This is a genomic window from Bifidobacterium myosotis (genome assembly GCF_002259745.1).
Lineage (GTDB): Bacteria > Actinomycetota > Actinomycetes > Actinomycetales > Bifidobacteriaceae > Bifidobacterium > Bifidobacterium myosotis.
Genome location: NZ_MWWW01000021.1, coordinates 1 through 12,500, shown reverse-complemented (window position 1 = coordinate 12,500; position 12,500 = coordinate 1). Strand labels below are relative to the sequence as shown.

At 61.2% G+C, this 12,500-nt stretch carries 12 protein-coding genes; 8 read left to right on the top strand and 4 right to left on the bottom strand.

The genetic code is table 11. From position 1 onward, the window contains the following. Together BMYO_RS08730 and BMYO_RS08725 are read right to left on the bottom strand one after the other, a co-directional pair. Positions 1 to 418, bottom strand: a 418-nt coding sequence (locus tag BMYO_RS08730; RefSeq protein ID WP_476695611.1) for an IS21 family transposase, incomplete at its 3' end; no start/stop codon positions are given. An 828-nt stretch (positions 419 to 1,246) separates the two neighbouring features. Next, positions 1,247 to 3,283: an AMP-dependent synthetase/ligase gene (locus BMYO_RS08725; protein WP_094668098.1), complete on the bottom strand. Its 2,037-nt coding sequence runs from the start codon at positions 3,281 to 3,283 to the stop codon at positions 1,247 to 1,249. A gap of 481 nt (positions 3,284 to 3,764) precedes the next feature. Here BMYO_RS08725 and BMYO_RS08720 point away from each other — a divergent pair, with 481 nt between their 5' ends. The 3 genes from BMYO_RS08720 to BMYO_RS08710 are packed head-to-tail and all read left to right on the top strand — an operon-like array spanning position 3,765 to position 6,684. Further along, positions 3,765 to 4,940, top strand: coding sequence for an NAD(P) transhydrogenase subunit alpha (locus BMYO_RS08720; RefSeq protein WP_094668097.1), 1,176 nt, complete (start codon positions 3,765 to 3,767; stop codon positions 4,938 to 4,940). A gap of 14 nt (positions 4,941 to 4,954) precedes the next feature. Then, positions 4,955 to 5,260 carry an NAD(P) transhydrogenase subunit alpha part 2 gene (locus BMYO_RS08715; protein ID WP_003829267.1) on the top strand — a complete coding sequence of 102 codons (306 nt, stop codon included), beginning with the start codon at positions 4,955 to 4,957 and terminating at the stop codon, positions 5,258 to 5,260. After that, positions 5,260 to 6,684: an NAD(P)(+) transhydrogenase (Re/Si-specific) subunit beta gene (locus tag BMYO_RS08710; RefSeq protein WP_094668096.1), complete on the top strand. Its 1,425-nt coding sequence runs from the start codon at positions 5,260 to 5,262 to the stop codon at positions 6,682 to 6,684. The genes BMYO_RS08715 and BMYO_RS08710 overlap by 1 nt, the downstream gene beginning before the upstream one ends. A 106-nt stretch (positions 6,685 to 6,790) precedes the next feature. Here the strand turns inward: BMYO_RS08710 and BMYO_RS08705 are convergent, their stop codons facing one another. Then, complete coding sequence (locus BMYO_RS08705; RefSeq protein ID WP_016463063.1) at positions 6,791 to 8,074, bottom strand: OFA family MFS transporter; 1,284 nt, start codon at positions 8,072 to 8,074, stop codon at positions 6,791 to 6,793. 398 nt (positions 8,075 to 8,472) lie between these two features. Between BMYO_RS08705 and BMYO_RS08700 the strand changes: the two genes are divergently transcribed. From BMYO_RS08700 to BMYO_RS08680, 5 genes are all read left to right on the top strand, one after another. Then, positions 8,473 to 9,102 carry a 50S ribosomal protein L25/general stress protein Ctc gene (locus BMYO_RS08700; protein WP_014483788.1) on the top strand — a complete coding sequence of 210 codons (630 nt, stop codon included), beginning with the start codon at positions 8,473 to 8,475 and terminating at the stop codon, positions 9,100 to 9,102. Positions 9,103 to 9,325: 223 nt separating this feature from the next. After that, positions 9,326 to 10,453 (top strand): branched-chain amino acid aminotransferase, encoded by a 1,128-nt coding sequence (locus BMYO_RS08695; protein ID WP_094668095.1) that lies wholly within the window; start codon positions 9,326 to 9,328, stop codon positions 10,451 to 10,453. Between the two features lie 195 nt (positions 10,454 to 10,648). Then, entirely contained in the window at positions 10,649 to 10,849 is a 201-nt protein-coding gene (locus BMYO_RS08690; protein WP_094668094.1) for a hypothetical protein, read from the top strand. Positions 10,850 to 10,876: 27 nt separating this feature from the next. After that, a complete protein-coding gene (locus BMYO_RS08685) occupies positions 10,877 to 11,212 on the top strand; it encodes a hypothetical protein (protein WP_094668093.1) in 336 nt (111 codons plus the stop codon). Between the two features lie 70 nt (positions 11,213 to 11,282). Continuing rightward, entirely contained in the window at positions 11,283 to 11,591 is a 309-nt protein-coding gene (locus BMYO_RS08680; RefSeq protein ID WP_094668100.1) for a type II toxin-antitoxin system RelB/DinJ family antitoxin, read from the top strand. A gap of 347 nt (positions 11,592 to 11,938) precedes the next feature. Here the strand turns inward: BMYO_RS08680 and BMYO_RS08675 are convergent, their stop codons facing one another. After that, a complete protein-coding gene (locus BMYO_RS08675) occupies positions 11,939 to 12,457 on the bottom strand; it encodes a transposase (protein WP_094668099.1) in 519 nt (172 codons plus the stop codon). Between the last annotated feature and the right edge of the window lie 43 nt (positions 12,458 to 12,500).

Here is a 12,500-nt window from a genome sequence, read left to right as displayed (position 1 = left end):
CCAGACCGAAATCGACCTGCATGCTGCCCGCACGCCAATCAAGACGTATGAACCCCTGTTGATCCGCACCGCTCCGGTTCGCCTCGCGCCACCGGTGCACGTACCGCAACGTGGTCGAATACTCGCCATCGTAATCAGTCTCCGCGAGCAGACGCTCGTGCACCCGTTTGATCGTGTGACGCTGCTTACGGGGCATCAACCGGTCCGCCTCCAGCCACGAATCCACCAGATGCGTGTACGGGTCGATCTTCGAACCATACCGACGATCCGTCTTCGGCCTGGGCGAGCAATCCCGCATATCCGCGTACTTCGCGACCGTCCCGCGATCGACATGCAGCCGCCGCGCTATCTGCGCGCGGGACAATCCCTGCCGATCAAGTCTCCTGATATCCTGCACCATGGGCATCGGTATCGCCATGTTCCTTTCCTTCCCGAGCCTTCGGCCAGCGGCAACCGGCCGAAACCAAAACGAATTGCAACTCGGGAATATACAGACAGGCGAACCGACGTCCCACTACCAAGTACTGCCAAACCTGAGGAAAACCATCAGCCTACACTGCGGAAAAACACTGCCAAACCTGTCGAACAAACATTGAAACAAAACACCTTATGCCCGCCGTCCGTGATTGCGAACGGAGGATGTGCGCCGTGCGAGTGGGGTGCTGTGCGTCGAGCGTTACGCGGTACGTATGGTGGAGTCGTCGGAGGCTGTCGCCCGTCATGATGAAATGGTCCGTGATGGCGTTGTGAGGTTTCGGCGGAAGCACGATATCACAGGTGCGACGGTGCACTACGTGACAATCTGGGGCTTGATTTGGCTCTGTTAAACCAGAATTGACATGAACTAGTCAGCTCGGGTTTTGACTGGGTTGATTTCTCAAGGAAAAATCAACCCAGCTGACTTACCTCGTATGTCAAAGTTGGTTTAACAGAGCCTTTGATTTTGCTGAGATGGCGCTGTTCTGTGGCCCTGTTGGGCTGACTCCCCTCAGTCCACTGTGCGAACAGCTCCCCTCAGGGAGGGAAGCCAATATTCGGGATAGGTTTCGCTCGATACTTCCTTCGGAGAGGGGAGCCAGATGTGGTGAAAGGCTATGAGGGCCCTGTTGGGCTGACTCTCCTCAGTTTGCTTCTTAGCTGCTCCCCTCAGTCCGCTTCGCGGACAGCTCCCCTCGGGGAGGGGAGCCAGATACGTGTACCTGTCCTATATCCGCTTTGCGGACGGCTCCCCTCGGAGAGGGGCAGTTTACTTTTTGCGGGCGGTGTACATCTGGGTGTTGAGGAGGGTGGTGTAACGCTTGATCACCTTCGGGCGAATCACCTTCATGGAGGCGGTCATAAGGCCGTTCTCCTGCGTGAACTCCTCGGGCAGGATGATGAACTTGCGCACCGACTCGGCGCGGGAGACGCCCTCGTTGGCCTGATCGACCCACTTCTGCACCTCGGCGCGGACGGCCGCGTTCTGGGCGGCGTCCTCCATCGGCATGTTCTCGTCCAGACCCTTCGCGGCCAGCCACGGGCGCAGCGACTCCTCGTCCAGCGTGATGAGTGCGGAGATGAACGGGCGCTTATCGCCGAGCACCAGCGCCTGCGAAACGATCTCGCAACGCTGGATGACCTCCTCGATCGGGCCGGGGGAGACGTTCTTGCCGCCGGCGGTGATGATGAGGTCCTTCTTGCGACCGGTGATGTACAGGAAGCCGTCGTTGTCGATGCGTCCCAGATCGCCGGTGGCGTACCAGCCGTCCTCGGTGAAGGAGACCTCGGTGGCCTCGTCGTTCTTGTGATAGCGCGGGAAGACGGCACGGCCCTTGACCTGGATTTCGCCGTCCTCGGCGATGCGCAGCGAGAAACCGGGGAAGGCGATGCCCACGGAACCAGCGTGGAACGGCGTGGTGGGCGGGTTGAATGCGCACGGGGCGGTGGTCTCGGTCAGGCCGTAGCCCTCGTAGACCGGTACGCCGGCGCCGCGGAAGAAGGCCAGCAGATCCGGGTCCAGCGGCGCGCCGCCGGTGACGATCCACTTGGCGCGGCCACCCAGCACATCGCGCAACGAGGAGTAGACGATCGGATCGAACGCCGCACGCTTGGTGCTCGTCAGCACGCCGGCCTTGCCATTGGCGGAGATCTCCTTCATGTAGTTCTGCGCGGCCACCACGGCGGAGGCGAACACCACGCCCTTGGGGCCGTGGCCGGCCTTCTGCGAGGCGGCGTTGTACACCTTCTCCAGCACGCGCGGCACCACGATCATGATGGACGGTTTGGCCACCTGCAGGTCGCCGATCAGCGTCTTGATGCCGGTGGCGATGTAGATGTGGATGTCCGAGGCCACCACGATGTAGTTGATGGCGCGGGCGAAGGAGTGCGCCTGCGGCAGGAACAGCAGGATGGTGTTCCGCTTGTCGTGAAGCAGGTCAGGCATGTAATCCGGCAGGTTCAGCGCGGTCTGGCAGTAGTGCTCGTGGGTCATCTCCACGCCCTTCGGCGCGGCGGTGGAGCCGGAGGTGTACACGATGGAGCACAGGTCGGTCTTCTTGATCGAATCGATGCGCTCGTCCAGCTCCTCATCCGACACGCCGGCGCCGTACGCTTTAATTTCGTCGAGACCGCCGGTCTCGATGCACACGATGTGCTCGAGCGAGGGGCATTCCTCGACCGCGCCGTCCGCCTTGTCGCGCATGGCGGTGTCCTGCACGATGAGCAGGCGGGCATCGGAGTTGTTGACGATGTTGCGGATCTGCTCGGCCGAATCGGTGTCGTAGATCGTGGCCAGCACGCCGCCGCATGCCATGACGGCCGCGTCGGTGAGATCCCATTCGTAGGACGTGCGGCACATGAACGCCACGCCGTCGCCCTTCTTGAGTCCGTAGTGCAGCAGGCCCTTGGCCACCGCGCGCACGTCGGCCAGGAACTCGTTGGCGGTCACGGTGACCCAGTCGTTGCCGGACTTGTAGGTGTACAGCGGCTCGTCGCCCATGCGGCGCGCGCGGTCGGCGTACAGGTCGTAGATGGAGGTGCCCTCGTCCAGCGGCGGATTGCCTTCGGTGGAGGTGGTGAGCAGACCGGTGGCCGGGTCGATGTCGGTGACGGTCAGGTGACCGTCGTCCCAATCGTCGCTGTGGGGGAGCACGATGTCGGACTCGGTCGGCACATCGGCGTTGGACAGGTAATCGGGCTCGTCCGGCGTGTCGTCGTGCACCGGGTGGACGAAGTCGGACCCCAGCCTCAGCGCCTTCCGGGTGAGGTTGATGGTGTGTTGCGTGAAGGAATTGATAACCGACAACTTTGCTCCTGTAGAACCTTGCGACGTCGCCCCGCCGCGGCATGGGACGAACACTTCTCAAAGGGCCAAGTGTAATCGCCGATGACGAACTCGTCACCTTACGCAACCGTAGGAAACCCTACGTGGATATGGGTTTTCGGCGGTGTGGACCGGACTGTCGAAAGATGGCCACGGGACCGCAGTGGGATGGTCACGCAGTGGTCCCGTCCGGCCAGGCCGGGTGCCGCGTGGCCTTCCGCACGGCCGTCCGGTTCCCCGGAATGCCTCTCCGTAGCCTTCCGTGTGCCTTCTCTGTGGCTATCAGCGCGGCGCTCTTCCATGGCCTTCCACACGGTTCGACACCGCCTCCCGCCGAATGACGGCCGTCCATATTCTGCGGGGCGTTCGCGGCGTTTCTTCACCTTTTGGCTACACTTGACTGTGGATAGTTATGTCCAACCGGATAACCATGTCCATTGAAAATACTGAAGAAAGGGCTCTCATGGCGAATAACCAAGAAGCCACCGTGGTGTTCGGCGTCCTCAACGAGACGTCGGAGACGGAATCCCGCGTCGCGTTGACGCCGGATATCGTCACACGGCTGAAGAGGAGCGGAGTCTCCTGCCTGATGGAATCGGGTGCCGGCATGGCTGCCGAGTACACCGATGAGGATTACGAGAAGGCCGGTGCGAAGGTGACCGGCCGCGACGAGGTGCTTGCCGGTGCCGATGCGCTCGGCTTCGTGGACCGTCCGTCCGCCGCCACCGTGGCCGCGCTCAGGCCCGGCCAGTGGGTGATCGGCATGCTCGGCTCCTTCACCGACGCCGACTATGTCGCCGCGCTCGAGAAGGCCGGTCTGGTGGGTGTGGGCATCGAGAAACTGCCCCGCAAGCTTTCCAGCGCACAGTCCATGGACGAGATGACCTCCCAGAACTCGGTGATGGGATACAAGGCCGCCATCGCCGCGGCCGACGCCTACGGGTCGTTCCTGCCGATGATGACCACGGCCGCGGGCACCATCCGCCCGGCCAAGGCGCTGGTGCTCGGCGCCGGCATCGCGGGTCTGCAGGCCATCGGCACGCTGCGCCGTCTTGGCGCGGTCGTCACCGCCTATGATGTGCGCCCCGCCTCCAAGGGCGAGGTGGAGTCCCTCGGCGCCAAGTTCCTCGATCTGGGACTCGACTTCTCCGCCGGCCAGGGCGAGGGCGGCTACGCCCGTGCGCTTTCGGCCGAGGAGCAGGCCGCCCAGCAGGCCGCGGTGGACGAGAAGGCCGCCGGATTCGACATCATCATCACCACCGCTAAGGTGCCCGGCCGCAAACCGCCGGTGCTGCTCACCGCGGCCGGCGTCAAGGGCCTCAAGCGCGGTGCGGTGATCGTGGACTGCGCCGCCTCCGAGCTCGGCGGCAACGTCGAGGGTTCCGTGATCGGCGAACAGGTCACCGACGGCGGCGTCAAGATCATCGGCGCCCCGTATCTCGCGTCCGGCGTGGCCACCACTGCATCCAACCTGCTCGCCCGCAACGTGGCGGACATCCTCGTGCACTTCATCCGCGACGGCAAACTCAGCCAGGACCTGACCGAGGAGCTGGACGACGCGCTGGTGGTCGCCGGCCGTGCCGCCGCGCAGCCCGCATCGGACGAATCGGCAGCGCCGGCCGCACCGGCCGGAAAGTAGGGAAAGGAATCATCATGCCTACTCTCGTCGTTTCCATCACCCTCTTCGTCCTCGCGCTGCTTATCGGTATCGAGGTCATCGGCAAGGTGCCCGCCACCCTGCACACGCCATTGATGTCCGGCGCAAACTCCATCCACGGCATCGTCATTGTCGGTGTGGTGATTGTGGCCGCTGAGGCCAACACCCCGCTGGCTTACGTGTTCATCTTCCTGGCCGCAGTGCTCGGCACCATGAACGTCGTCGGCGGTTATGTGGTCACTGACCGCATGCTCGAGATGTTCAAGTCCAGCAAGAACGAGAAGAAGGGGGAGTCGAAGTAATGACCTCCGCAACCGTTGGAGCCATCGACATCGTCGCATGGTTCGTCTACCTGTTCTCCGCCGTCCTGTTCGTGGTCGGTCTGCATTTCATGAACTCGCCGAAGACCGCCCGAAAGGGTAACCAAATCTCCGCGTTCGGCATGGTCGTGGCCGTGCTCATGGCCTTCATCGTGCTGTTCGCCAAGGGATTCATCAACATCGTGGCCGTGGTGGTGCTGGTCGTCGGCATCCTGATCGGTGCCGTGGCCGGTGTCGTCTCTGCCAAGAAGGTGAAGATGACCGACATGCCGCAGCTGGTCTCCGTGTTCAACACCGTGGGTGGTGGCGCCGCCGCGCTCGTGGCCCTGAACGACATCCTGACCAAGGAAGGCACTCCGGACATCGTGGTGCTCATCACCGCTGGCCTAGGCATTCTCATCGGCTCCGTGACCTTCACCGGCTCGCTGATCGCAGCCGGCAAGCTGCAGGGCATCAAGTGGGTCAAGAAGCTCACCATGCCGGGCAAGGGCGTGTGGAACATCCTGTTCATCGTGCTGACCATCGCCAGCTTTGTCATGCTGTGCGTCCAGCCCGAGCAGCGACTGCTCTGGTCGATCCTGACCACCGTGTTCGCCCTGTGCTACGGCCTGGTCTTCGTGATCCCGATCGGCGGCGCCGACATGCCCGTCGTCATCTCCGTGCTCAACGCCTGCACCGGTACGGCCGTGGCCATGTCCGGTCTGGCGATTGACAATGTCGCCCTGATCGTGGCCGGCGCGCTCGTTGGTTCCGCCGGTGTGACCCTATCCATTCTCATGGCTCAGGCCATGAACCGTCCGCTGCTGTCCGTGCTGGCCGGTGGCTTTGGTGGCGGCTCCGATGCCGCCGCTGCTGGCGACGGTCCGGAAGGCACCATGAAGGAAACCACTGCCGACGATCTGGCTGTTCAGCTTGTTTACGCGCAGAATGTCATCTTCGTACCCGGCTTCGGCTTGGCTCAGGCCCAGGCCCAGCGCGAGCTCGCCGACCTCGGCGAACTGCTCAAGGGCCACGGCGTGGAAGTCTCCTACGCCATTCACCCGGTCGCAGGCCGTATGCCCGGCCACATGAACGTGCTGCTGGCTGAAGCCAACGTGCCTTACGAAGAGCTCGTGGATCTCGATGAGATTAACCCGCAGTTCCCGCAGGCCAACGTGGCCTTGGTTGTGGGCGCCAACGATGTGACCAACCCGGCTGCCCGTCGCCCTGGCACCCCGGTTTCTGGTATGCCGATTCTCGACGTTGACAAGTCCCAGAACGTCGTGGTCATGAAGCGTGGCCGTGGTATGGGCTATGCCGGCATCCAGAACGAGCTGTACTTCGAAGGCAACACGCAGATGTTGTTCGGCGACGCCAAGGCCAGTCTGCAGGCCGTGATCGCTGCGGTCAAGGAGCTTATCAGCTGATGGTGCCGCGACGTTCGCGCATTGCCGCATGAGAATATGAGTGGGGGTGTGCCTTCGCAAGAAGGCACACCCCCACTCATATCAATGGGCGGTCACATAAAGCCGGTCAGTTCGATTGAGCGGCGGCGCGCTTGCCCTTCGTGCCGAGCACCACGGCGATGATGGACGCGAGAGCGATGGCGTACAGCACGGTGATGATCGGGATCAGCGCGCTGTAGCGGTGGGCCGCGTCCGCCGTATGGGAGACGACGAAGGACGCCAGCTGGTTGCCGGACAATCCGGCGAACGCCCACGCACTCAGAGCCAGCCCGTGCACGGTCGACACCGACTTCATGCCGAAGTGCTGCTCAAGCAGCACCGGCAGCGTGGAGAATCCGCCGCCGTATCCGGCGTTGACGAGGAACAGCATCGTCACGATCAGCCACAGGGTGCCGTTGTCGATCGAATGCGTGAAGATCTGCAGCGCGCACACCGCGATGGACATGATGAAGATCACCAGATATGCGGTCTCACGGCGCTTGCAGTGGTCGGACAGCGTGGAGAACCCGACACGTCCGGCCGCGTTGAACACGGCGTCGACGGCCAGGACGACGCTGATGCTTCCCGCGATGGCCGTGGCCAGCTGGGCCGCGTTCAGCGATGCGTACTTCGGAAGAATGGACAACGCATCATGCAGGATGTCCTTCTCCTGGGAGATCAATGCCAGACCGCAGGTGATGTTGAGGTAGAAGGCCAGCCAGATCGCCCAGAACACCGGCTTCTTCATGATGTCGCGACGACGGATGCGGGTCTCAGCGGAGTACACGTATCCGGCGGGGCGCTTGATCAGCGCGAATCCCAGCAGCATCATCACCGCATAGACGGCTGCGAGGATGTAGAACATGGGCGCCAGTCCGACGGTGGAGATCAGCCACTGCATGACCGGGCTTGCGATGGCCTTGGCCAGACCGAATCCCGCGACGGCGATGCCGGTGGCGAGACCCTTATTGTCGGCGAACCACAGCATCAGGTTCTTCACCGGCGTCAGATAACCGACGCCGAGTCCGATGCCCATGATCACGCCATAGAAGATGAACACGCCGGGGAGCCATCCCGCCGCGATGCTGACTCCGGTGCCGGCGAATCCGCAGACGAAGCAGACCGTCGAGATCAGGGCCGATTTCTTGATGTCCTTTTCGACGAAGGGTCCAAGGAAGGCGGCCGACATGCCAAGGAAGAAGATGGCAAGCGAGAAGCCCCATTCGACGATGCCTGGCGCCACGTGCATCTGATCGGCGATCAGTTGTTTGAACACGCTCCAGCAGTATACGGTGCCGATTGAGATGTGAATGAGCAACGCCGGAATAACGGCGCGCACCCAGCGGTTTTCCCCATGCTGTTGATTGACCATGTACTATTCGTTCCTCTCTTGTTGTGTTCGCCCTGCGGCGAACAAGCAACAACGTAGTTGGAAGAGTGGCCCGCCTCGATATGCGTGGACAGTGGCGGAGGGGGGCTTGTGAAACGTTGGTATCACTGGGTTTTTTGGAAAATGAACATCGTTGATGTTCGCTCCGGGAGTAATCATGAGGAAAATCTCATGTGAGTATCGTCACGGTTCTCGCGGGGCGCGTCGGGCCGTCGCCGCCATTGTCCGGCGCGTGCGTATAATTCATCAATGTTGTCTTGGCGAGGGAGGCGCATGCTTCCGTAATCGACTCGGCGTGTGGTTCGCAAACCCTCTTGGGTTTTCTTCACGGCTCGTTGATGCGCCGAAACACCATGAACGAAACTCTCAAGGAGATATATATGGCTACCACCATTAAGCTTGAAGGCGAAGTCCGCAACGAGTTCGGCAAAGGCGTTGCCCGCCGTCTGCGCGTTGCCAACAAGATCCCGGCCACCATTTACGCCGGTGGCGCCGACCCGGCCTTCGTGACCCTGCCGATGCGTGAGACCACCCTGGCTCTGCGCCACACCAACGCCCTGTTCACCATCGAGTTCGGCGGCGAGTCCAAGATGGCCGTTGTCAAGGACGTGCAGAAGAACCCAGTCAAGCGCATCATCGAGCACATCGACTTCTTCGAGGTCAAGGCCGGCGAGAAGATCGACGTTGAGGTGCCGGTGTTCGTTGAGGGTACCCCGAAGGGTGCTGCAGTGGCATTCGTCGACATTCAGGAGCTCAAGGTTCGCGCCGACATCTCCAACCTGCCCGAGAAGATTGTGGTCAACGTCGAGGGCCTGACCGACGGCACCAAGGTCTTCGCCAAGGACATCGAGCTGCCGGAAGGCGCCGAGCTTGACGTCGAGCACGCTGAGGAATCCGTCGTCACCATCGAGGTTCCGGAGGACGCCACCGAGTTCACCTCTGCTCCGGAAGCTGCTGCTCCGGCTGACGCCACTGCCGCTGCTCCTGCCGCCGACGCTGACGCCAAGTGATGAAACCGGTCGTCTTCATGGCGGCCGATCTGAATCATAATTGCAACAGAGGAACCCGTAACCGTGGAAACGGTACGGGTTCCTCTGTTTTCACCATGTGAACTCTGCCACACGGGCAACACATGGGTGTGTAAAAGTATGCAACAGAGCTCGCGCCACAAGCGCACAGCACATACCCCATCTGGTGGCCTTCGTGCCGCCAAAGTCAAGAAGAAGTAGCCAAATGACTGAAAACACGCACCACGATCCGGCAGCGCTTGATAAGCTCACCGAACCGTTCACCGTACTGCCGAACGACAACCCCGCATCCGATGAGAAGCGTCAGTCCCTCATCGACAAGCCGGCTTTCGGCCAGGTGTTCTCCGACAACATGACCCACATGACCTGGACCAAGGGCGAAGGTTGGTCCGACCGCCGCGTCGAACCGTACGCACCGCTCAAGATGGATCCGGGTGCTTCCGTGCTGCACTACGCACAGGAGTGCTTCGAGGGCCTCAAGGCTTACCGTCATGCCGACGGCTCCACCTGGCTGTTCCGCCCGGATGCGAACGCCGAGCGTTTCCAGAACTCCGCCAAGCGTCTGTACCTGCCTGAGCTGCCGATTGACGACTTCCTCGGTTCCGTGGCCGCGCTGGTCAAGCGCGACGCCAACTGGGTGCCGTCCCGCCGCGAGTACACGCTGTACATGCGTCCGTTCATGTTCGCTTCCGAGCCTTTCCTCGGCGTGCGCGCTCCGCAGGAAGTCGACTACTGCGTGATCGCTTCCCCGTCCGGCCCGTACTTCCCGGGCGGCGTCAAGCCCGTGAGCATCTGGGTCGAAGACAAGTGGTTCCGTACCGGCCCGGGCGGCACTGGTTTCGCCAAGTGCGGTGGCAACTACGCCGCCTCCCTGCTCGGTGAGTATAAGGGTATCGAGAACGGCTGCGAGCAGGTCTGCTTCGTGGACGCCGCCACCAAGACCTACCTTGAGGAGCTCGGCGGCATGAACATGATGGCCGTGCACAAGGATGGCCATGTGGAGACCCCGTCCCTGACCGGCAACATTCTGCCGGGCGTCACCCGTCGCTCCCTGATTCAGCTGCTGCAGGACAAGGGCCACGACGTGGTCGAGACCATGATCGCCATCGACCAGCTGCTCGACGACATCAAGTCCGGCGAGGTCACCGAGGTGTTCGCCTGCGGTACCGCCGCCATCATCACCCCGATTGGTCGTTTCAAGTCCGAGAAGTTCGACGTGACCGTCGCCGACGGCGGTTCCGGCGAGCTCACCTGCGCCCTGCGTGATGAGCTGCTCGGCATCCAGCTCGGCGAAATCGAGGACCCGCACAACTGGATGTGGAAGGTGTGCTGAGATAGCCTAGGCTGATTGGCTTGGAGACCCCTTGGAATCATTCGGATTCCAAGGGGTCTCATCGTATTGGTGGGTTGCTTGAGCTGGTTGAATCAGGCTCGCTCATAGCCAGAGAGGAACGTCCCACGGCCAGCATCGCGTGGTTTGTCACCAATAATGCTTACACTGGCGAAGTCCATCAGCCAAGGAGATTCGATGATGAACGATATGGTCGAAGGTGATTCACGCAGCGCTGACATGACTCTTATTGAACGATTGCAACAGGTTATAACGGGTCGAGCTGAAGATTGTGAAGACGCGGATGATTTGGCTGTGCTCCGAGATGCCATGGCGCACGATGACGGCACTCGGTACAGTGCGGATGAGGTGGATAGGATACTCGATAGCGCGGAATGACGGAGGACGAGATACGTGGACACATACATGGTCTTCCGCAAATGTGTGGTTGGCTTGGATACGTGTCTTTACGACAATGCTCAGGCGCTGGCGTGGCCATGGGATACGCCAGCGTTCATAGTGTGTCTTCATTTTAGGGGATACGCTGAAAACACTAGTGAAAGTGAGGTTGTTATGACGGCTGTCGAGAGTTTGCCTGCGTATGCCTCCGCTGGCATCAACGCGTATGCGGCTGACGTTCCGCTTGATGGCGATGGGTATCCGCTTTTCGATATCGACGAGTCCAAGGTCGATGTTGTGCGTCCCAAGGTTGATGCGACGACTGGGAAACATGTTTGGCCGGAGGGGTTCATCGATGACTGACCGAGATTAGGATGAACTATCATAATGGGCATATAAATAGGCGTTAACTGTTTGCAGGTTGGGGTTTATCGTGGGTAAGCTGGTTGCCAGTGTTGACGATGACGTGAAGGCGCGTGCCGCCGCGCTTTACGAATCCATGGGAGTGAGCCTGAGTACTGCGGTGAATATCTTCCTTCGCCAGTCATTGGTGGACAACGGGTTCCCGTTCCGGCCTCGCCGGTACGAGGGTGTGAGACTGTTGCCTACTGAGGAGACGAGCAGTGTGATGGTGGAGGCGGAGGCCAAGGAACTCGGATTGATTCCGGACGATGCTGTGGAATGCCGGACGGGAGACGAGATATGTGAGCATTTGCGTGGGCTTAGAGAGCGTGCGCGGTGAGCCATGTCATCAAGTTCGATTTCGCGTTTCGACACCGATTATGCATGGTCGGGCCGGTACGTATTCCGAATTATGCGATGATCTGGATGGCGCCCTCTTCGTGTTGCATGAGAATGATGAGCTTCCCGAGGTATACAGGCCGCATGTGCTAGACAATCCGGGAGGCAATTACACGGGCATTGGGAGTTTCACCTGGCGACTGACATCAGCCGCAAGTTCGATGACGATGAGACGTGATGGAGTATTTCGACATGTCGAAAGCCATCATGAAGAGGCCTTCCCGTCGATGGCATCAGGAGCTCCCGCCTCTGATTGATTAAATTAGAGGCTTGTGCTGTTTTCGTGGGTTAGGTTGTGGGCTTTGGTAGTCGGATGTCGAGGCCGCCGCATCGGAGCATGATCAGGGCGATGAGGTTGTCCACGTGGTGGAAGCCGTAGGCCATGCGGATGGTGACCTTGATCCTGTTGTTGAACGCCTCGAGTCTGGCGTTGGAGTAGCCCAGCTCGATCGTGCGCAGGATGTCGGGCCGCCGTCTGCGGATCTTTTGGGAGAGTTCGACGATCTCGGGGATGCGGCTGTGGGACGCCCAGAACACCCAGTGTTTGAGTTCCGCGGTGGCCTGTCCGAGCGGGTGCTTGAGCAGGTTCCTCAGCAGTTCCTTGAGCTGCCATGCGCGGTAGAGCTGGCCCTTGGGATCCGTGTTCCTCAATGCGGCGAGGGATTCGTCCTGCCGGTCGGTGAGATGGTCGGGGTTCTTCAACACGGCGTATNTGACGCCGCGCATGCGCTTGACGCCCTCCTGGTCGCCGCCGCGCCTCGCATCGTTCCACAGGCGCTTCCTGACGTCGTCGAGCGCGCCGGTCATCCAGCTGACGATGTGGAAGCCGTCGAGCACGCGCTCCGCGTTC